General features: G+C 71.0%; 21 protein-coding genes. 10 read left to right on the top strand and 11 right to left on the bottom strand.

The window, feature by feature from the left end; all coding sequences use genetic code 11:
- Positions 1-24 precede the first annotated feature (24 nt).
- From ACFC1W_RS00380 to xseA, 7 genes are read right to left on the bottom strand one after another with little or no spacing between them, the layout of a single operon-like run.
- Entirely contained in the window at positions 25-681 is a 657-nt protein-coding gene (locus ACFC1W_RS00380; protein WP_375987391.1) for a response regulator transcription factor, read from the bottom strand.
- Positions 678-2,198, bottom strand: coding sequence for an ATP-binding protein (locus ACFC1W_RS00375; RefSeq protein WP_375987390.1), 1,521 nt, complete (start codon positions 2,196-2,198; stop codon positions 678-680). Before ACFC1W_RS00375 ends, ACFC1W_RS00380 begins: the two co-directional genes overlap by 4 nt.
- A gap of 47 nt (positions 2,199-2,245) precedes the next feature.
- Positions 2,246-3,640, bottom strand: a complete 1,395-nt coding sequence (locus tag ACFC1W_RS00370; protein WP_375987388.1) for a class II fumarate hydratase — start codon at positions 3,638-3,640, stop codon at positions 2,246-2,248.
- Positions 3,641-3,672: 32 nt separating this feature from the next.
- On the bottom strand, positions 3,673-4,287 hold the full coding sequence (locus tag ACFC1W_RS00365) for a carbonic anhydrase (protein WP_375991337.1): 615 nt from the start codon (positions 4,285-4,287) through the stop codon (positions 3,673-3,675).
- Positions 4,288-4,319: 32 nt separating this feature from the next.
- A complete protein-coding gene (locus tag ACFC1W_RS00360; protein ID WP_375987387.1) occupies positions 4,320-4,955 on the bottom strand; it encodes a DUF4245 family protein in 636 nt (211 codons plus the stop codon).
- Entirely contained in the window at positions 4,955-5,197 is a 243-nt protein-coding gene (locus tag ACFC1W_RS00355; RefSeq protein WP_375987385.1) for an exodeoxyribonuclease VII small subunit, read from the bottom strand. The genes ACFC1W_RS00360 and ACFC1W_RS00355 overlap by 1 nt, the downstream gene beginning before the upstream one ends.
- 10 nt (positions 5,198-5,207) lie before the next feature.
- A complete protein-coding gene (xseA, locus tag ACFC1W_RS00350) occupies positions 5,208-6,533 on the bottom strand; it encodes an exodeoxyribonuclease VII large subunit (protein ID WP_375987383.1) in 1,326 nt (441 codons plus the stop codon).
- A gap of 105 nt (positions 6,534-6,638) precedes the next feature.
- Between xseA and ACFC1W_RS00345 the strand changes: the two genes are divergently transcribed.
- The 4 genes from ACFC1W_RS00345 (at position 6,639) to ACFC1W_RS00330 (ending at position 9,550) form a co-directional block, all read left to right on the top strand.
- A complete protein-coding gene (locus tag ACFC1W_RS00345) occupies positions 6,639-7,679 on the top strand; it encodes a 4-hydroxy-3-methylbut-2-enyl diphosphate reductase (RefSeq protein ID WP_375991334.1) in 1,041 nt (346 codons plus the stop codon).
- Positions 7,676-8,251 (top strand): DUF6264 family protein, encoded by a 576-nt coding sequence (locus ACFC1W_RS00340; protein ID WP_375987381.1) that lies wholly within the window; start codon positions 7,676-7,678, stop codon positions 8,249-8,251. The genes ACFC1W_RS00345 and ACFC1W_RS00340 overlap by 4 nt, the downstream gene beginning before the upstream one ends.
- A 67-nt stretch (positions 8,252-8,318) precedes the next feature.
- On the top strand, positions 8,319-8,825 hold the full coding sequence (locus ACFC1W_RS00335) for a sigma-70 family RNA polymerase sigma factor (protein WP_375987379.1): 507 nt from the start codon (positions 8,319-8,321) through the stop codon (positions 8,823-8,825).
- Positions 8,822-9,550, top strand: coding sequence for an anti-sigma factor family protein (locus ACFC1W_RS00330; protein WP_375987377.1), 729 nt, complete (start codon positions 8,822-8,824; stop codon positions 9,548-9,550). The genes ACFC1W_RS00335 and ACFC1W_RS00330 overlap by 4 nt, the downstream gene beginning before the upstream one ends.
- An 81-nt stretch (positions 9,551-9,631) precedes the next feature.
- Here ACFC1W_RS00330 and fbaA read toward each other — a convergent pair whose 3' ends face one another.
- Complete coding sequence (gene fbaA, locus ACFC1W_RS00325; protein ID WP_241113188.1) at positions 9,632-10,663, bottom strand: class II fructose-bisphosphate aldolase; 1,032 nt, start codon at positions 10,661-10,663, stop codon at positions 9,632-9,634.
- Between the two features lie 189 nt (positions 10,664-10,852).
- Here fbaA and glpX point away from each other — a divergent pair, with 189 nt between their 5' ends.
- Both glpX and ACFC1W_RS00315 read left to right on the top strand, forming a co-directional pair.
- Positions 10,853-11,842, top strand: a complete 990-nt coding sequence (gene glpX, locus ACFC1W_RS00320) for a class II fructose-bisphosphatase (protein WP_375987374.1) — start codon at positions 10,853-10,855, stop codon at positions 11,840-11,842.
- A 143-nt stretch (positions 11,843-11,985) separates the two neighbouring features.
- On the top strand, positions 11,986-12,207 hold the full coding sequence (locus ACFC1W_RS00315; protein ID WP_375987372.1) for a UDP-N-acetylmuramyl pentapeptide phosphotransferase: 222 nt from the start codon (positions 11,986-11,988) through the stop codon (positions 12,205-12,207).
- Between the two features lie 6 nt (positions 12,208-12,213).
- Here ACFC1W_RS00315 and ACFC1W_RS00310 read toward each other — a convergent pair whose 3' ends face one another.
- Both ACFC1W_RS00310 and ACFC1W_RS00305 read right to left on the bottom strand, forming a co-directional pair.
- On the bottom strand, positions 12,214-13,539 hold the full coding sequence (locus ACFC1W_RS00310) for a DNA recombination protein RmuC (protein WP_375987370.1): 1,326 nt from the start codon (positions 13,537-13,539) through the stop codon (positions 12,214-12,216).
- 48 nt (positions 13,540-13,587) lie between these two features.
- The gene (locus ACFC1W_RS00305; protein ID WP_375987368.1) at positions 13,588-14,190 is read right to left on the bottom strand and encodes a 3'-5' exonuclease; all 603 of its coding nucleotides are present in this window, start codon (positions 14,188-14,190) and stop codon (positions 13,588-13,590) included.
- Positions 14,191-14,272: 82 nt separating this feature from the next.
- Here ACFC1W_RS00305 and ACFC1W_RS00300 point away from each other — a divergent pair, with 82 nt between their 5' ends.
- Positions 14,273-15,040, top strand: a complete 768-nt coding sequence (locus ACFC1W_RS00300; RefSeq protein ID WP_375987366.1) for a class I SAM-dependent methyltransferase — start codon at positions 14,273-14,275, stop codon at positions 15,038-15,040.
- A gap of 51 nt (positions 15,041-15,091) precedes the next feature.
- Positions 15,092-15,730: a dihydrofolate reductase family protein gene (locus ACFC1W_RS00295; protein WP_375987364.1), complete on the top strand. Its 639-nt coding sequence runs from the start codon at positions 15,092-15,094 to the stop codon at positions 15,728-15,730.
- Positions 15,731-15,777: 47 nt separating this feature from the next.
- Here the strand turns inward: ACFC1W_RS00295 and ACFC1W_RS00290 are convergent, their stop codons facing one another.
- On the bottom strand, positions 15,778-16,434 hold the full coding sequence (locus tag ACFC1W_RS00290) for an SAM-dependent methyltransferase (protein WP_375987362.1): 657 nt from the start codon (positions 16,432-16,434) through the stop codon (positions 15,778-15,780).
- 92 nt (positions 16,435-16,526) lie between these two features.
- On the opposite strand from ACFC1W_RS00290, the gene ychF reads away from it, so the two are divergent.
- Entirely contained in the window at positions 16,527-17,600 is a 1,074-nt protein-coding gene (gene ychF, locus ACFC1W_RS00285; RefSeq protein ID WP_375987360.1) for a redox-regulated ATPase YchF, read from the top strand.
- A gap of 95 nt (positions 17,601-17,695) precedes the next feature.
- A complete protein-coding gene (locus tag ACFC1W_RS00280; RefSeq protein WP_375987358.1) occupies positions 17,696-18,262 on the top strand; it encodes an alpha/beta fold hydrolase in 567 nt (188 codons plus the stop codon).
- Positions 18,263-18,264: the final 2 nt, after the last annotated feature.

The raw sequence follows: 18,264 nt of genomic DNA, 5'->3' as shown, positions 1-18,264 counted from the left end.
GGGGGCTTCTTCGCGCGCCCGGAGTCACTCCCAGCGGTAGCCTGCGCCGCGCACCGTGATGATGTGGTCGGGCCCGAGTTTGCCGCGCAGGTAGCGCACGTACACGTCGACGACGTTCGAGCCGGGATCGAAGTCGAGGCCCCACACGCGGCTCAGCAGCAGCTCCCGGCTGAGCACGCGGCCCGGGTTGCGCAGGAACTGCTCGGCGAGGGCGAACTCGCGCGCCGAGAGGTCGACGTCGCGTCCGCCGACGGTCGCGCGCCGGGCCAGGATGTCGAGCACGACGTCGCCGTGCGATACCGCGACCCCGACCTGGGGCGTGGTCTCGCGCAGGCGCGAGCGGACGCGCGCGAGCAGCTCTTCGAAGGTGAACGGCTTCGGCACGTAGTCGTTGGCGCCGGCATCCAGCCCTTCGACCGTGTCTCGGGTACTGGAGCGGGCGGTGAGCATGATCACCGGCACGACCGATCCCCGGGACCGCAGCTCGCGAAGGACCTCGAAGCCGTCCATCGTGGGCAGGCCCACGTCGAGCAGCACGAGGTCGGCGTCGCCGCGGAGCGCGACCGTGAGAGCTTCCGCGCCGTCCTCGACGACGGTCGTCTCGTAGCCCGCAGACTCGAGACCGCGGCTGACGAACGACGCGATGCGCGGCTCGTCCTCGACGATGAGGATCCGTGTCATGCCGATGTCTCCCGCTGCAGAACGTCGCCCGCCCGCACCGGCGCCGGAAGCTCGGCGGCGGCGGGAGGAAGGTGGATGGTGAAGGTGGCGCCGCCACCGGGGGTGTCGGTCACCGCGCAGGAGCCGCCGTGGCCCTTCGTGATCGCGTCGACGATCGCGAGGCCGAGTCCCGAGCCGCCTACGGTGCGCTTGCCGTGGGCGCGGTCGAAGCGCCGGAAGATGCGGCTGCGTGACGCCGGGGGGATGCCCGCTCCGTGATCGCGGACCCACAGACGAGCCCCGGTGTCATCGAGCGAGCTGCCGATCTCGATGGACGTGCCCGCGGGGGTGTACTTCGCGGCGTTGTCGGCGAGTTGGAGCCACGCCTGGAGGAGGCGGTCCTGGTCGCCGTGCACGACACCCTCGGCGTGCGCCTCGATCGTCCAGGCGTGCTGGGGGATCACGGCGACGAGCTCGCCCACGCGTGCGGTGAGGGCGGAGAGGTCGACGTCGCGCATGACGTACGAGTCGCCCTCTGCGGCGGCGAGCAGGTCGATGTCCTCGACGAGGCGGGCGAGGCGGTCGAGCTCGGCGATGCCGATCTCGCGGGCCGCCGCGGCGTCCCCGGCGTCGCCGGGGTTCATGAGCTCGAGGTGCCCGCGCACGATGGTGATGGGGGTCTTCAGCTCGTGGCGCACGTCGTCGAGCAGCTGACGCTGCACGTCGACGGATCCTTCGATGCGGTCGAGCATCGAGTTGACGGTGCGTGAGAGGTCGGAGATGTCGTCGTTGCCCTGCGTCGACAGCCGCGGGGACAGGTCGGCGATCGTGATCGCGTCGGCGGTCTCGCGCATGAGGCGGATCGGGGAGAGCAGGCGGCCGGTGACGAACCAGCCGACGACGCCGATCGCAGCCAGCACCGCGAGAGCCGCGATCACGTAGGTCCCCATCGCCGCGGTGACGGGCTCGAGTTCGGCGCCCATGTCGACCGCCCGGATGTACAGGCCCTCGCCATCGTCCCCCGCCATCGTCACAGGGATGGCGATGTACCGCAGCGAGCTGTCCGCGGTGGCGATGGTGCCGGTCTTGGTGTCTCCGTCGGAGGTCTCCGCGATGGCCCGATCGATGAGCTCGGTGTTCCTGGAGATGTCGAAGCCCGAGAATGTGCCCGGCCGATACCGTGCGACACCGTCGATCACCGCGACCGATCCCTCGTTGCGAGCGGGCACGAAGCTGGCCACGACATCTCGGAGGTAGGGGTCGATCGAGGTGTACTCGCGGATGTCGAAGATCTCACTCGCGGTGGTCGCACCGTCGTCCGATGCCGGCTCGTCATCCTGGTCTGCCGGCGGGTTCGCCAGTGTCCGCAGACCGGACACCTGTGCTTGGAGCCGGTGGTCCACCTCCTGGACGACGCGCTCGCGCTGCACGAAGAAGGTGACGCTCCCGACGACGGCCAGTCCGACACAGGCCACGGCGAGGATCGCGGCGAGGATCCTCACACGGGCCGGGATCGGCCTGGGCGTCGAGCGGGTCACCCCCTGATTATCGCCCGCGGGAGGCTCCAGCGGCACGAATCGGATGCTCAGCCCGGGTGCGTCATCGACAGCAGGTCGAGCTTCTCGTCGAGCTGCTCCAGCGTGAGCTCTCCCCGCTCGACGTAGCCGAGGTCGATGACGGCCTCGCGGACGGTGATGCCCTTGGCGACGGAGTGCTTGGCGATCTTCGCTGCGGCCTCGTAGCCGATGAGCTTGTTGAGCGGCGTCACGATCGACGGCGACATCCCCGCGTAGGCGGTCGCGCGGTCGACGTTGGCCTCGAGGCCGTCGATGGTCTTGTCGGCGAGCAGGCGCGAGGCGTTGGCGAGCAGGCTGATCGACTCGAGCACCGCGGTGCCCATGACGGGGATCGCGACGTTGAGCTCGAACGAGCCGGAGGCGCCTGCCCAGGCGACGGTCGCGTCATTGCCGATCACGCGTGCGCACACCATGAGCGTCGCCTCGGGGACCACCGGGTTGACCTTGCCGGGCATGATCGACGATCCGGGCTGCAGATCGGGGATGTGCAGCTCGCCGAGTCCGGTGTTCGGCCCTGAGCCCATCCACCGGATGTCGTTGTTGATCTTGGTGAGCGACACGGCGATGGTGCGGAGGGCTCCGGATGCCTCGACCAGCCCGTCGCGGTTCGCCTGAGCCTCGAAGTGGTCCTTCGCCTCGGTGATCGGCAGCTCGGTGTCGGCGACGATGAGCTCGATCACCTTCTGCGGGAAGCCGAGCGGCGTGTTGATGCCCGTGCCGACCGCGGTGCCGCCGAGCGGAACCTCCGCGACGCGGGGGAGAACGGCCTGCACACGCTCGATGCCGAGGCGCATCTGACGGGCGTAGCCGCCGAACTCCTGGCCGAGGGTGACGGGCGTCGCGTCCATCAGGTGGGTGCGGCCCGACTTCACGACGGACTTCCAGGCCTCGGCTTTGGTCTCGAGCGCGACCGCCAGGTGGTCGAGGGCCGGGATGAGGTCGTCGATGAGCTCCTGGGTGACGGCGATGTGCACCGAGGTGGGGAACACGTCGTTCGAGGACTGCGACGCGTTGACATGGTCGTTGGGGTGCACGGCCGAGCCGAGGTCCTGCGTCGCGAGGTTCGCGAGGACCTCGTTCATGTTCATGTTCGACGAGGTGCCGCTGCCCGTCTGGTAGACGTCGATCGGGAACTGGTCGGCGTACTCGCCGGAGATGATGCGGTCGGCGGCGCGCGCGATCGCATCGGCGATCGCGCCGTCGAGCGTGCCGAGCTCCTTGTTCGCGAGCGCGGCCGCCTTCTTGATACGGGCGAGCGCCACGATCTGCGCGGGTTCGAGCGGGTCGCCTGAGATGGGGAAGTTCTCGACCGCGCGCTGGGTCTGCGCGGCGTAGAGGGCGTCCTTGGGGACGCGAACCTCGCCCATGGTGTCGTGCTCGATGCGATATTCGATGTCGGTCACTTCGTCGTTCCTCCGTTGGTGGCGAAAGTGCGTCAGGCTTCCTCGTCGACGCGCCCGACGATGACGTCGGGGACGGCGGTGCCTTCGGCGAGTCGGTAGTTGGCGCCCACGATGGCCAGGCGGCCCTCGGCGACGGCGTCGCTGATGAGCTCGGATGAGTGCAGCAGTTCGCCGCACGTGTCGCGAAGGTGCTCGCGACCGACCTGCTCGGCGTCGATGGCCGTGGGCGGGACGCCGTCGACGGTGCCCGCGCGCACGACGCGGTGGACCGCGGGGACGATGGGGGCGATCTGGCGCCAGATGTGCGGCGGGAGCTCGGGGGCGTCCGGCCGGGTGCTGTCGATGGCCGCGCCCACGGCGCCGCACTCGTCGTGCCCGAGCACGATGATGAGCGGCACCTCGAGGACGGCGACGGCGTACTCGAGGCTGCCGACGACCGAGTCGGAGATGACCTGGCCGGCGTTGCGGACGACGAACAGGTCGCCCAGCCCCTTGTCGAAGATGATCTCGGCGGCGAGACGCGAGTCGGAGCATCCGAAGAGCGCCGCGCGCGGACGCTGTCCGGCGGCGAGATCGTGCCGCCGCTCGACATCCTGGCGGGGATGGCGTGGCTCGCCCGCGACGAAGCGGTCGTTGCCGCGCCGCATCTCGTTCCAGACCTTGCTCGGCGACGGTTCGCTCACTCGGTTTCCTCCTGCAACTCGCGGACCTCGGGGGAGACGGCGGCCGCGACCTCTTCGAGCGTCGCGTCGTCCGCCTTGCCGTAGATCAGGACGGTGTCGGGGCCGGCCTGCGTCGACAGCGCGCCCGTGATGTTCCCGGCGCGCGAGGGGTCGGCGATGTCGTAGCGGTCCCACGTCACACCGTCGACCTCGACCGTGCCGTCGGGGCTCGCCCCGGACAGAACGCGCGCGGGCCAGGCCGGGTCTGCGTCGAGACCCTGCGCCACCCGCACGAACCACGTCTCGTCGACGTAGACGATCGTCCACGCGCGCGGAACGTCGCCCTCGATGGACGCGGCGTTGACCTGCCACGAGCGAGGTGCGTCAGGGGCGATCAGGGTGCGGCCCTCGGCGGTCCCGACGCGCTCGGCCACGGCCGACACATCGATGGGCTCGCGTGCCGGCGGCTCACCGCGGGGGACCGCCAGCACGATGACGAGCACGATGCCGATGGTGACGATGAGCGCCGCGATCAGATTGCGGGTGTTCTGCGCCTCGCGGTGGACGCGCGAGGACTCGGCCTTGCGGGCGGCGGTCTCATCGGGCGTCTCGGGGCGGCCGAGCTCGGCGACGATGCGTGGTCCCTTCGCCATCACGCACGCTCCGATGCGGCGGACTCGGCCGACGAGCGTGCCGCGTCGAGGCGGCGCTTGGCGCCCAGGAGCCACTCGTCGCACCGGGCGGCAAGGGCTTCGCCGCGCTCCCACAGGGCGAGCGAGTGCTCGAGCGTCGGGGCGCCCTGCTCGAGTTCGGCGACCACGCGCACGAGTTCGTCGCGGGCCTGCTCGAAGGAGAGGGAGGCGACGTCGGACGGTGCGCCGGTCGACTCGGTCATGCGTTCCATCCTAGTTCGGCGCCGGACCGTCTCCTGCGGCGGCCGGATCCGACGGCGCACCCGCCGACTCGGCGACCTCGCCGTCGGACCTCGCCGCGAACGAGCCTCGGCCGACGGTGACCACGACGGGGGTGGATGCCGGCGCCTGGGACGCGTCGCGCACGATGACGCCGTCGGCCAGGTGCGCGATGGCATAGCCCCGCGCGAGGGTGGATGCCGGCGACAGGGCGCGCAGCGTGGCCCGGAGCTCGGCGGTGCGGCGCGCGTGCGACTCGAGGGCGCGGTCGACCCGATCGCGGCCGCGCGCCGCGAGCAGCTCGACCTCCTGCGCGCGCGACGCGATCATCGACTCTGGGGAGCGAAGCACCGGCCGGGAGCGCAGCTGCTCGAGCTGAGCGATGTCGTGAGACACGCGCTGAGTCAGCCGGGACGTCAGTCGCGAGCGCAGCTGCGCGACGAGCGCACGCTGCTCCGCGACATCCGGCACCACCCGCTTGGCCGCGTCGGTGGGCGTCGACGCCCGCAGATCGGCGACGTCGTCGAGGAGCGGATGGTCGTTCTCGTGACCGATGGCGCTGACGACGGGAGTGGATGCCGAGGCCACGGCGCGCACGAGGCGCTCGTCGCTGAAGCCGAGCAGCGTCTGCGGGTCGCCCCCGCCGCGCGCGATGATGATGACGTCGACGTCGGGGGCGGCGTCGAGCGCCTTGAGCGCCGCGATCGTCTCGGGCACACAGCGCTCGCCCTGCGACGCGGCGTACTTCGTGCGGAAGCGCACCTGCGGCCAGCGCAGCTCGGCGTTGCGGTGGACGTCTTTCTCGGCGTCCGAGTTCTCGCCCGTGATGAGGCCGATCGTCTGGGGGAGGAAGGGGAGCGGCTTGCGGCGCGACGGGTCGAACAGGCCCTCGGCCCGCAGCTGAGCCCGCAGGCGCTCCAGCCGCTCGAGCTGGTCGCCGAGCCCGACGTGGCGCATCGCCGACACGCTGAAGCTGAAGTCACCCGACTTGGCGAAGAAGTCGGCCTTCACGCACGTGACGACGTGGTCGCCGACCTTGAGGTCGTCGGGAAGGCGCTCGCGCGTCGACGACCAGATGCGGAACGAGATCGTCGCGTCGGCGGCGTTGTCTTTGAGGCGGCCGAACACGTTGCCGCCGCGTACGTTCCACGACGTGATCTCGCCCTCGACCCACACCGAGCCCCACGTCTGGATGAAGCCGCGGATCGTCTCGTTGAGCCGCGACACCGAAGTCGGCGCCTGCGGCGTGGAGTCCTTCGGGCGCACCGAGTCGGGAGGCGGCGCCTCGCCCGCGACGGGCTCGGGCTGGAAGGTCGTCATGCGGTCCTCTCGTGCGGCGGGCGGGTCGCTCTTCGGCCCGCGCACAGGGGCCGCCCATAGAATCGAGGGGTGAGCACCAGCACCGTGGGCAGTACCCCTGTGAGCATGCCCGTCCCCCGCGTCCCGCGGCGGCGCGAACGCCTTCAGGATATCCCCGTGCAAGGACAGAAGCGGGTGCTGCTGGCGTCGCCCCGCGGCTACTGCGCCGGCGTCGACCGTGCCGTGATCGCCGTCGAGAAGGCGCTCGACCGCTTCGGCGCCCCGGTCTACGTGCGCAAGCAGATCGTCCACAACATCCACGTGGTCACCGAGCTCGAGGCCAAGGGTGCGATCTTCGTCGAGGAGGTCGACGAAGTGCCCGAGGGCGCCCACGTCGTGTTCAGCGCGCATGGAGTGTCGCCGGCCGTGGTGAACGCGGCATCCGATCGCGGTCTTCTCGCCATCGACGCCACGTGCCCGCTCGTCACCAAGGTGCACCGCGAGGCGGTGCGCTTCGCGCGCGACGACTTCGAGATCCTGCTCATCGGCCACCAGGGCCACGAAGAGGTCGAGGGCACCGCGGGCGAGGCGCCCGACCATGTCACGATCGTGAACTCGCCCGACGAGGCCGACACCATCGAGGTGCGCGACCCGTCGAAGGTCGTGTGGTTGTCGCAGACGACCCTCTCCGTCGACGAGACGATGGAGACCGTGCGGCGACTGCGCACGCGGTTCCCGCAGCTGCAGGACCCGCCCTCGGACGACATCTGCTACGCCACCCAGAACCGCCAGGTCGCGATCAAGAAGGTCGCGAAGGACGCCGACCTCGTGATCGTCGTGGGGTCGGCGAACTCGTCCAACAGCGTGCGGCTCGTCGAGGTCGCGCTCGAGTACGGCGCGAAGGCGGCGTACCGGGTCGACTACGCCGACGAGGTCGAGCAGGCGTGGCTGGAGGGTGTCGAGACCGTCGGCGTCACGAGCGGTGCGTCGGTGCCCGAGGTGCTCGTGCAGCAGGTGCTCGAAGACCTCGCCGGTGCCGGCTACCGCGACGTCGAAGAGGTGCGCACGGCCGAGGAGGACCTGCAGTTCTCGCTGCCGAAGGAGCTCCGCACGAACGCTGCGGGCACGCGCGACGACCGCGCGCTCGGCGGCCGGAGCCGCGCGTGACCGAGGCCGGCGACGCCGTCCCGGCGCCCGACCCGCGACCGCGGCCGCAGTTCGGCGAGTACGCCACCCCCGAGGAGCAGCGGGCGCGAATCGCGCAGCCCGACGCGAGCCTGGTGTACGAGCCGGCGCCTGTGGCCGAATCCGCCCCGGTCGTCGCGCCGCAGCCGGCGGGTGCGCCTGCCGCCACCGCGCGGACCCGCACCCGGCCGGTCGACCGGATCGTGACGTTCGCCCTGCTGGCGTACGGGCTCATCAACGTCATCGCCACCTTCCCGGCGCTCGCCGACTTCAGCGACTACGCGCAGCGCATGTTCGACCTGCTGGGCGTCGATGCGACGCTCACGGATCCCGCCGCAGGACGGCCGTGGGGCGTCGCCGCCGCGATCGTGCTCGCGGTGGGATGGCTGATCACCGCGGCGCTGTCCTGGGTCAGCGTGCGGCGCGGACGCCTCTCGTGGTGGATCCCACTCGTCGGAGGCATCGTGTTCACGTTCGCGTCGGCGACGCTGGTGCTTGTTCCCCTGATGAACGACCCCGCGGTGTGGGAGGCGATGGTCAGCAGCCTGCGCTGACCGGCTCCGGCGCGGGTGCCGGTGAACCTGGGCCTGCGACATTTCGTGACTCCTACGGGAGGTGAGGATGCCGGACGACGACGCCACGCGACTGGCCGCGCTCTACGACGCCCATGCGGCGCCGGTGTGGCGCTACGTCGTGCACCTCACCGGCGATCGGGCCGGTGCGGACGACGTCGTGCAGGAGACCCTCCTGCGCGCGTGGCGCACCCCGCGGATCATGGCGCAGGCCCCGGAGTCCACGCGCTCGTGGATGTTCACCGTCGCACGGCATCTGGTGGTCGACGACGTGCGCTCCGCGCGCCGCCGGCGCGAGATCGGGGTCGCCGAACCACCCGAGACCGCGAGCCCCGACGCCACGGACGCCCTCTTCGAGGCGATTCTCATCGAGGAGGCGCTCGCCGCGCTGTCGGCCGACCATCGGGCCGTCGTGATCCGCGCGTACTTCGGCGCGCTGACGGTGGCCGAGATCGCCGACGAGCTCGACATCCCGCAGGGCACGGTCAAATCGCGCCTGCACTACGGCCTGCGCGCTCTGCGACTCGCGCTGCAGGAGAAGGGAGTGACGCGATGAGTCCCGACCACGCGCGCTTCGCCGAATGGGACGCCGCGTACGTCCTCGGTGCGCTCGGCCCGGCCGACCGCCGGCTTTTCGAGGAGCACATCGAGCGCTGCGAGGTCTGCCGTGCCGCGCTCGCCGACCTCGCATCGACGCCGGGCCTGCTCTCTCGCGTGCCGCCTGACCGCGCGATGTCGCTCCTCGCGGCTGCGGCGGGAGAGGCGGGGCCGGATGCCGCGTCCCGCATGCGCCTGATCGAGAGAGGGACCCGCGAGGCGCAGCGCCGCCGCCGGTCATGGTGGGCGGGCGGGCTCGCCGCAGCCGCGGCGATCCTCATCGCGGTGGTCCTCGCCGTGACGACGGCGATCGGACCGGCGCTGCGCGGCATCCAGGTCATCGCCCTCGAGCCGCTCGTGGACCTGCCCCTCTCGGCGACGGTCGAGCTCGCGGATGCGCCGTGGGGAACTCGGATCGAGATGACCTGCCGCTACGCCGAACCGGCCGGCGACGACGCCCCCGCAGAGGGCTGGCCGTACTCGCTGGTGCTGACCGGCGTCGACGGCACGACGAGCGAGGTCTCCACGTGGCGAGCCGTGCCGGGTTCGACGGCGCGCCTCGGCGCCTCGACGGCGCTCGACGTCGACGAGATTGCGGCCGTCGAGATCCGCTCGCTCCGGACGGGCAAGGTGCTGATGCGCACCGAGCTCGATCCGCCGGACGCGGAGGCGGCCCCGCGATGACGGCCCGGGAACGCCGGATGCCCCGGACCCGCCCCGGCGAAGGGGTGGGGCCGAGGCATCCGCTTGTCTGTCTTGGGCGCCTCAGGCGGCGAGGCTCTTGCCGGCCGACCCCAGCTGCTGCGTGGCGCTGACGACGCGGGCCGCCATCGCCGACTCGGCGATCTTGCCCCACGCGCGCGGGTCGTAGGCCTTCTTGTTGCCCACCTCGCCGTCGACCTTGAGGACGCCGTCGTAGTTCTGGAACATGAAGCCGGCGACCGAGCGCGTGAACGCGTACTGGGTGTCGGTGTCGATGTTCATCTTGACGACGCCGTTGGCGACCGCCTCGGCGATCTCGGCGTCGGTCGAGCCGCTGCCGCCGTGGAAGACCAGATCGAGCGGCTTCGGGCCCGTGCCGAACTTCGCGGCGATGCCCTCCTGGATCTCGCCGAGCAGTTCGGGCTTGAGCTTGACGTTGCCCGGCTTGTACACGCCGTGGACGTTGCCGAAGGTGAGGGCCGAGATGTAGCGGCCGTTCTCGCCGAGGCCGAGCGCCTCGACTGCCTTGGTCACGTCGGCGACCGTCGTGTAGAGCGCGTCGTTCGAGCCCTCGTGCTGCACGCCGTCCTCTTCGCCGCCCACGACGCCGATCTCGACCTCGAGGATCGCGTTGATGTTGCGGAGGCGGGGGAGGAGGTCCTTCGCGATCTCGATGTTCTCGTCGAGCGGCACGGCCGAGCCGTCCCACATGTGCGACTGGAAGATCGGGTTCCGGCCCGCCTTGACCTCTTCCTCGGAGGCCTCGATGAGCGGCAGCACGAAGTCGGCCAGGGCGGGCTTCGGGCAGTGGTCGGTGTGCAGTGCGACCGTGATCGGGTAGGCCTTGGCGACCTCGGTGGCGAACTTCGCGAATGCCAGTGCACCGGCCGCACGGGCCTTGACGGTGTGGCCGGCGAAGTAGTCCGCGCCGCCCGTGGTGACCTGGATGATGCCGTCGGAGCCGGCCTCGGTGAGACCCTGCAGCACGGCGTTGATCGACTGCGAGCTGGCGACGTTGATGGCGGGATACGCGAAGCCACCGGCCTTCGCGCGGTCCAGCATGTCGGCGTATTGCTCCGGGGTGGCGACGGGCATGGGTGCTCCTTGGTCGGTTGGGGGCGTCCCTCGACTTTAGCGCCGAGAGATCGGGAGGGTGGATGCCGCACCCCTCCGTGACGGCGGCACGGAGGTGTTCTGAGCCAGTGTGAAAGAATCACGATTCCTTCGTCGTTCCCGGTGTGAGATTCTGCGGTTCACGCGACCACGCTGGCTACGCTGGGCGTCATGGTGAGTCTGACCGCTGACATGAGCCCGCTCCACCCCGACCGCAACCTTGCACTCGAATTGGTACGTGCCACCGAGGCGGCGGCGATCCGGGCGGTGCCGTTCATCGGTCGCGGAGCGAAGGAGGACGCCGACGGCGCCGCAGTCGACGCCATGCGGGCGTTCTTCACCACCGTGAACTTCGACGGCACGATCGTCATCGGCGAGGGCGAGAAGGACGAAGCCCCCATGCTCTACAACGGCGAGCGTGTCGGCAACGGCCGAGGACCGAAGGCCGACGTCGCCGTGGACCCGATCGACGGCACGTCGCTCACCGCCGCCGGTCGCAACAACGCGCTCTCGGTCATCGCCGTCTCCGATCAGGGCACGATGCTCGACGCCTCGAGCGTCTTCTACATGGACAAGCTGGTGACGGGTCCGGCCGGTGTCGGCGTGGTCGACATCCGCCTTCCGATCGGTGAGAACATCCGGCGGCTGGCGAAGGCGCTCGGCAAGCCGGTCGACGAGATCGTCGTCTCGGTGCTGCACCGCCCGCGCCACGACCAGCTCATCGACGAGATCCGCGCCGCCGGCGCCGGCACGCGCCTGATGAGCGACGGCGACGTCGCCGGCGGCATCAACGCCGCACGCCACGATGCCCGCACCGATATGTGCGTCGGCGTCGGCGGCAGCCCGGAGGGGATCGTCACGGCCTGCGCCATCAAGGCGCTCGGCGGACACATCCAGGGCCGGCTCTGGCCACGCGACGACGACGAGAAGCAGCGGGGCATCGACGCCGGGCTGAAGCTCGACGGCCACGTGTACGAGGCCGATGATCTCGTGAAGGGGAGCAACACGATCTTCGTCGCCACCGGCGTCACCGACGGCCAGCTCGTCGCCGGCGTGCGCCGCGAGGGCGGTTACGTCTACACCGAGAGCGTCGTGCTGCGCGGCGCCTCGGGAACCCTCCGCCGCATCAGCTCGGAGCACCTCGTCTCGAAGTGGCTGTAGGGACACGTCGCGCGAGATGACGTCTGTTACTGGAGTGACAGATGTGACGGGCGTGACGGGATCGTGACGTCATCCGAGGGGAACTCTGGCAGAATCGAACGTGGGTCGACGCCGACTCGTGTTTCCATGCGAGGGAGTTTTCGATGTCCGGACAGCTAGGCGGTCCATCGCCGCAGACCGGCGCACAGGCGGTTGTGGCCAACGCGGTGGCGAACACGGCCGATCCTTCACGTCGCCCCGACGTGCTCCTGCGCGTGCGCCGGGAAGAGGGCCATGAGGTCAGCGCGTGGTGGATGGTCGGCGCGTTCGTCGGTGTCTCCGCCGCGGTGATCGCACTCCTCAGCTTCGTGCCGGGCGGAGCCTGACCCGCATCAGTCCTGCCCGGGCGCGATCCGCGCCCGCAGGTCGCCCAGGTCGGCCGTCGACGCGTGGTCCGTGGCCTCACCGGCACCGCGGGCCCGCTCGAGGTCGAGCGTCGCGTCGAGGAGCTCGGGGGCCGTGAGACGCCGCGGCGACTTCTCGATCGTCGCCGGCTCGACGAGCGCGTCGAGCTTCGTCGCATCGATCCCGGGGAACCGGCGGGCGCTCACGAGCACGCGCGTCTCGAGGGATCCGGCGAACCGGTTGTAGCTGTCGACGGTGCGCTCGATCGCCCGGCGGAGATCGTCGGCGTGGCCGGCGAGTGAGCTGAGCCGCTCGTAGAGCTGGTTGCCGAGCTCGAACAGCGTGCGCGCCTCGGCCGAGACGTCCTGCTGCGTCCACGTGTAGGCGACGGTCTTCAGCACCGCCCACAGGTTCACGGGCGACGCGAGGGCCACGCGCTTGCCGAAGGCGTGGTCGAGCAGCGACGGGTCTTCTTCCAGGGCCGCAGCGAGCAGCGACTCGCTCGGCACGAAGCACACCACGAACTCCGGGCTCGACGGGAGGCCGGACCAGTAGGCCTTCTTGGCGAGGGCGTCGACATGCGCACGCACCGCCTTGACGTGCTTGTCGAGCAGCGTGCGCCGGCGCGCGGCCTCCGCACCCTGCGCCGTGAGCGGAATGGCGCTGGCCTCGAGGTAGGCGTCGAGCGGGACCTTCGCGTCGACGGCGATGGCCTTGTCGCCGGGGAGCCGGATGACCATGTCGGGTCGGCCGGCGCCGGCATCCGACCGGATCGACGCCTGCAGATCGAAGTCGACGTAGCGCGTGAGGCCCGCGGCCTCGACGACGCGGCGGAGCTGGGTCTCGCCCCACACGCCCCGGGTCGAGCCGGACCGCAGCGCGCTGGCGAGCGACTCGGTGGTCGCACGCAGGGCTTCGTCGGACTCGTGCGCGCGCCGCAGCTGCTCGGCGAGCGTGCCGAACTGGGTGTGCCGGTCGCGCTCGAGCTCTCCGACCTTGGCCTGCATGGCCGTGAGCGTCTCGTGCACCGGCGCGAGGGCGCGCAGCACGGTCTGCTCGCGACGCTCGCGCTCCTCGCGTGTCGCCTGGTCGTGGCGCGCCTGGCTCGCGAGCTCGCGGTAGAGCACCTGCTGGTGGTCGAGCTGGGCCTGCACGCCCTGTCGCGCGGCCTCGGCCGCGGCCAGGCGGGCCCGCAGCTCGGCGTGCTCGCGGGCGGCGCGCGCGGCGCCGCGGGCGAGGCCGGCGGTGAAGCCCGCGAGGGCCCCGACGAGCAGGGTCGCAACGGCGATCATCGAGACGAGGAGTGCGTCCATGGGCCCAGGATGACGGAGGCCCCCGACATCGTGGCGGGGACGCGCCCGCTACGCGACGGCGAAGGAGACCGCGGGCGCCTCGGCCACGGCGATCTGCGATACGCGCACCCCGCAGTACTCGGTCAGGAGGTCGATGTCGTCCGCGGCCAGGCGGCGCGCCGCATCGATCATGACGTGAGCGCACGCGAGCGCGTCGGCGGTGGCGTTGTGGTGGGCGAACTCGGAGAATCCGGCCTCCGCCGCGACGAAGGGCAGGCGGTACGACTCGAGCTGGTACACCTTGCGCGCAACCTGCAGGCTGCAGGCGTAGCGGTACGGCGGGCAGTCGTCGCCGGTCGCCTCGCACGCCCGCTTGATGACGGCCATGTCGAAGCCGGCGTTGTGCGCGACCAGCACGTCCCCGCCGATGAATGCGTCCATCGCCGCGAGCTGGCCGGTCCACGTCGGGGCGCCGATCACGTCTTCGGCGGTGATGCCGTGGATGCGCGTGTTGAGCTCGAAGAACCGGTCGTGCCCGGCGGGCGGCTGGATCAGCCACCCCGTCTGCGCGACGACCTGGCCGCCGCGCACCTTCACGAGCCCGACCGCGCAGGCCGAGGCATTGCTCGGATTCGCCGTCTCGAAGTCGATCGCGGTGAAGTCCAGGGCCACGTGCTCAGCCTCACCCCCGGTCCGCGGCGCCCGCGGCAGGCGCGCCGTGCTCAACCGGCATCGAGCGTCCTAGGCTCGGAGCATGGCCAGTCGCGATGAGATGTCCCGGTCGTTCGGAGCCGCAGCGAGCGCGTACGAATCGGGGCGGCCGGACTACCCTCGTGAGGCCGTCGAGTGGCTGCTCGCGCCGGTGCGGTCGGAGGGGCGCGCGCTGCGAGTCGCCGACGTCGGCGCCGGCACCGGCAAGCTCACCCGCACGATCGTCGAGGCCGGAGCCGATGTCGTCGCCATCGACCCCGACCCCGACATGCTCGCGACGCTGCGCGACAACGCGCACGGCGTTCCCACGTTCGTCGGGACGGCGGAGCGGATGCCGCTTCCCGACGCCTCCGTCGACGCGCTGCTGCTCGGTCAGGCGTGGCACTGGGTGGATCCCCCGGTCGCCGCGGCGGAGTGCGGCCGCGTGCTGCGATCGGGTGGCGTGCTCGGGCTGATCTGGAACGTTCGCGACGAGTCCGACGCCTTCGTCAGCGGCCTGACCGCGATCATGCACGCCTCGAGCGCCGAGCGCATGATCGCCGATGGCGGCCCGGTCGTGGGGGAGCCGATCGGCGACCTCGAGAAGCGCGTGTGGACCTGGACCCGCACCATCGGACGAGACGCTCTGCTCGACATGGTCGCGTCGCGCAGCTACGTCATCACCGCGCCGGCGGATGAGCGGGAGCGCATCCTCCGCCGCGTCGGCGAGCTCTTCGACGGTGCGAGCCGCATGACCGGCGACGGTGCCGAGGTCGTCGATCTCCCGTACCGGACCGAGGCGTTCCGCGGCATCCGCGGGATCGACCGCTGAGGAGCCGGCCGCCGAGTATCAGAACGCGTCCGACCCGGCTAGCGTGACGCCATGCGCACGCTGACCGTCTGCAACTTCGTCACCGTCGACGGCCGGTACGAGGACGACGACCACGACATCGCCTCCTTCTTCGAGCACCAGCACCCGGACTACGCGGGCGCCGACACGTTCGACCACTACACGACCGGGCTGCTGCGCGACGCCGGGACGCTCGTGCTGTCGGGTCGCCGGTCGGCGCTGGGAAATCTGGGCTATTGGACGGGGGTGATCCAGGATCCGGATGCCTCGGCCATCCGTCACGAGTTCGCCGAGCTGATCCTCGGGGTCGAGAAGCTCGTCGTGTCCGATACCATCACCGATGCCGACCTCGAGCCGTACGAGAACGTGCGGATCGTGCGGGTGGCGCAGGCGCGCGAGGCGGTCCGCGCGCTGAAGGAGGGCGAGGGGGCCGGCATCCTGATCCTGCTCGGACGGCGGATGTGGAACGACCTGATGCACGCGGGACTCGTGGACGAGCTGCATCTGGTGACGTTCCCGCTCATCGCGGGGTCGGGCGTGCCGCTGTTCGACGCCCGCCCGCCCGTGGCTCTGAAGCTGCTCGGCACCCACTCATGGGAGTCGTCGGGGAACGTGCTGATGCGCTGGCGCGTGGATGCGGTGGCGCGGGCCGAGGCATCCCGCCCCACGTAGACCCGGGGCCGGCCGCACTCCTCACCGGCGCACCCGTGCACCGCGGGTCACGCGCGGACGGCGCCCACGACGTGCCAGGGCCCGCTGCGCTCGCGGTAGCGGGGTGCCAGCCCGTGGTCGACCAGCACCGACTCCATCGCCCCGGAGTCGTGTGCGAAGGAGCGATACGGGTTCCCGGTGAGGCGGTACAGCGTGTTGATGGCGCGTGAGCCGATCCGGGTCCAGAGGGCGTCTCCCGGGTGGCTGAAGACGACGGCGCGCCGGCCGCGGTCGGCGGCCGCCCCGAGCAGCCCGCGGTAGTCGGGGTAGCAGCAGACGACGCGGTGGAGCACCACGATGTCGGCCGGCTCGATCGCCGCGGGGTCGCCGGCCACGTCGACGCCGAGCATCCGCGTGACTCGGCCGCGCAGTCCGGCCTCGTCCAGCAGACGTGCCGCCTCGGGTTCGTACGCCGCCGACAGCTCGACGTTCGTCGTGTGCGCGGCCCCACGCTTCAGCGCTTCGAGCTGGATGTCGCCGATGCCCCCGCCGATCTCGAGCACGGACGCCCCCTCGAGTCCGACCGAGGCGGCGAAGTCGAGGATCAGACGCGAGCTGGCGGTGAGACCGTCCCGGCGGTACCCGCGGGCGAGCCGCCGGGCGAAGCGGTCGTCGAACTCGCGGTCGTAGCCGCTCGGAGGGCCGGGGGTGCAGCACTCGTCCACGCGCTCAGTATCGTCCCGGGCGCAAGACCGGGCAATGCCACCGAGCACGCCCCGCGGGTCGAGGCATCCCGCCCCACGTAGACTGAACTCCCGTGGCTCTCACCATCGGAATCGTCGGACTGCCCAACGTCGGCAAGTCCACCCTCTTCAACGCCCTGACCAAGAATCAGGTTCTCGCGGCGAACTACCCGTTCGCGACGATCGAGCCGAACATCGGGGTCGTGAACCTGCCGGACCCGCGCCTGGAGAAGCTCGCCGAGATCTTCGGCTCGGAGCGGATCCTGCCCGCCGCCGTCTCGTTCGTCGACATCGCCGGAATCGTGCGCGGCGCATCGGAGGGCGAGGGACTCGGCAACAAGTTCCTCGCCAACATCCGCGAGGCGGACGCCATCGCGCAGGTCGTGCGGGGCTTCGCCGACGACGACGTCGTGCACGTCGAGGGCACCGTCGACCCGCAGAACGACATGGAGACCATCAACGCCGAACTGCAGCTCGCCGATCTCGAGACGCTCGAGAAGGCCATCACGCGGTACGAGAAGGAGGTCAAGGGCAAGAAGCTCGACCCCTCCGTCCTTGCGGCGGCCGTCGAGGCGCGCGAGGCGCTGCAGCGCGGCGAGCTGCTGTCGGCCTCGGGCGTCGACCTGTCGCCGATCCGCGAGCTCGGGCTGCTGACCGCGAAGCCGTTCATCTTCGTCTTCAACGTCGATGAAGCCGTGCTGACTGATGAGGCGCGCCGCGCGGCGCTCGCGGCGCTCGTCGCACCGGCCAAAGCGGTCTTCCTCGACGCGAAGATCGAGTCGGAGCTCATCGATCTCGACCCCGAGGACGCCGCAGAGCTGCTCGCGTCGACGGGTCAGGATGAGTCGGGTCTCGACCAGCTCGCGCGCATCGGCTTCGACACGCTCGGCCTCCAGACCTATCTCACGGCAGGTCCGAAGGAGGCCCGCGCCTGGACGATCGGCAAGGGCTGGAAGGCGCCGCAGGCCGCAGGCGTCATCCACACCGACTTCGAGAAGGGCTTCATCAAGGCCGAGGTCATCTCGTTCGACGACCTGGTCGCGACCGGCTCGGTCGTCGAGGCGCGCGCCAAGGGCAAGGCGCGGCTCGAGGGCAAGGACTACGTGATGCAGGACGGCGACGTCGTGGAGTTCCGCTTCAACGTCTGAGCGTGCGTCCGCGGCGGCCCACCCGTCGCGCGCAGGCGTCGCCCCCTCCTGGGCGCGACGGCTCATCGAAACCCGAATCTGAGAGGACCTTCCTCATGACCGAGATCCAGACCTTCGATCCCGACGGACGCGCGATCCCGTTCGTCGAAGAGGGCGACGGCCCGGTCAAGCTCGTGCTGATCCCGGAGCGCGGTCAGGACGCGCTGGGCGTCGTCGGCCACTACCTCGCCGAGGAGGCGGGCTTCCACGTCGTGCGGATCGGCTACCGGGCGGGATCGGGCGGCCGCCTCTCAGCCGCGGAGCACGCCGAGGACGTCATCGCCGTCATGGACCACCTCGGCCTCGATCACTCGTGGATCGGCGGCCACGGCTTCGGCGGCACCGTCGCGCGAGCGGCCGTCGCGGCGCACCACGAGCGCGCGAACGGCCTGCTGCTGCTCGGGGTCGAGGACGAGGACATCCCGCTCGCTCCGGTGATCCCGGTGCTGATCGTGCAGGGCTCGGCCGACGACGTCACCGTCCCGGCCATCGGCGAGCAGCTGCAGACGACCGCGCCCGAGCGCGCCAGCGTGAAGACGCTCGACGGCGAGGGGCACTTCTTCCCCTCCACGAAGCCGATCGAGACCGCCGTCATCATCGAGGAGTACCTCGACTGGGACTGACG

The organism is Microbacterium sp. NPDC056003 (assembly GCF_042274785.1).
GTDB lineage: Bacteria > Actinomycetota > Actinomycetes > Actinomycetales > Microbacteriaceae > Microbacterium.
The sequence above is the reverse complement of the archived record's forward strand: the minus strand, read 5'-3'. Positions and strand labels throughout refer to the sequence as shown.

What these genes read in the sequence shown, in the direction of transcription:
- ACFC1W_RS00380 (WP_375987391.1), bottom strand. Translation starts at nt 681, where the DNA reads ATGACACGGATCCTCATCGTCGAGGACGAGCCGCGCATCGCGTCGTTC.
- ACFC1W_RS00365 (WP_375991337.1), bottom strand. Translation starts at nt 4,287, where the DNA reads ATGCGGCGCGGCAACGACCGCTTCGTCGCGGGCGAGCCACGCCATCCC.
- ACFC1W_RS00360 (WP_375987387.1), bottom strand. Translation starts at nt 4,955, where the DNA reads ATGGCGAAGGGACCACGCATCGTCGCCGAGCTCGGCCGCCCCGAGACG.
- ACFC1W_RS00355 (WP_375987385.1), bottom strand. Translation starts at nt 5,197, where the DNA reads ATGACCGAGTCGACCGGCGCACCGTCCGACGTCGCCTCCCTCTCCTTC.
- xseA (WP_375987383.1), bottom strand. Translation starts at nt 6,533, where the DNA reads ATGACGACCTTCCAGCCCGAGCCCGTCGCGGGCGAGGCGCCGCCTCCC.
- ACFC1W_RS00345 (WP_375991334.1), top strand. Translation starts at nt 6,639, where the DNA reads ATGCCCGTCCCCCGCGTCCCGCGGCGGCGCGAACGCCTTCAGGATATC.
- ACFC1W_RS00335 (WP_375987379.1), top strand. Translation starts at nt 8,319, where the DNA reads ATGCCGGACGACGACGCCACGCGACTGGCCGCGCTCTACGACGCCCAT.
- ACFC1W_RS00330 (WP_375987377.1), top strand. Translation starts at nt 8,822, where the DNA reads ATGAGTCCCGACCACGCGCGCTTCGCCGAATGGGACGCCGCGTACGTC.
- fbaA (WP_241113188.1), bottom strand. Translation starts at nt 10,663, where the DNA reads ATGCCCGTCGCCACCCCGGAGCAATACGCCGACATGCTGGACCGCGCG.
- glpX (WP_375987374.1), top strand. Translation starts at nt 10,853, where the DNA reads ATGGTGAGTCTGACCGCTGACATGAGCCCGCTCCACCCCGACCGCAAC.
- ACFC1W_RS00315 (WP_375987372.1), top strand. Translation starts at nt 11,986, where the DNA reads ATGTCCGGACAGCTAGGCGGTCCATCGCCGCAGACCGGCGCACAGGCG.
- ACFC1W_RS00310 (WP_375987370.1), bottom strand. Translation starts at nt 13,539, where the DNA reads ATGGACGCACTCCTCGTCTCGATGATCGCCGTTGCGACCCTGCTCGTC.
- ACFC1W_RS00300 (WP_375987366.1), top strand. Translation starts at nt 14,273, where the DNA reads ATGGCCAGTCGCGATGAGATGTCCCGGTCGTTCGGAGCCGCAGCGAGC.
- ACFC1W_RS00295 (WP_375987364.1), top strand. Translation starts at nt 15,092, where the DNA reads ATGCGCACGCTGACCGTCTGCAACTTCGTCACCGTCGACGGCCGGTAC.
- ACFC1W_RS00280 (WP_375987358.1), top strand. Translation starts at nt 17,696, where the DNA reads ATGACCGAGATCCAGACCTTCGATCCCGACGGACGCGCGATCCCGTTC.